General features: G+C 31.7%; 1 protein-coding gene. It reads right to left on the minus strand.

Annotation, left to right across the window (positions count from 1 at the left end; genetic code table 11):
- Positions 1–39: 39 nt before the first annotated feature.
- Positions 40–249 (minus strand): hypothetical protein (locus HBA93_RS22510; RefSeq protein WP_221724719.1); only part of this gene is annotated, 210 nt, incomplete at its 5' end.

Consider the following 249-nt stretch of genomic DNA (forward strand, 5'->3'; position numbering starts at 1 on the left):
TAAAACAGTTATGTTAACCGATTAGCTTTTTGCAAGAGACTATGGAAGGTTTTTTTGAATATTAATAATTTTCCATTTATCTTCAATGAGCTGGAAAGTTGCAGAAATTTGCGTTTGTTTCTCTAACCATGCCAATTTTAATGTTATATCACAACCAAACGTATTATTTTGTAATGTAACGCAATCGTCAACATTTGCTTTATTAGCGGTTGATTGTGCAGCTACTTCCCACTTCTGATATTCAAATAG

It is taken from the genome of Ochrobactrum sp. SFR4 (genome assembly GCF_019730395.1).
Lineage (GTDB): Bacteria > Pseudomonadota > Alphaproteobacteria > Rhizobiales > Rhizobiaceae > Pseudochrobactrum.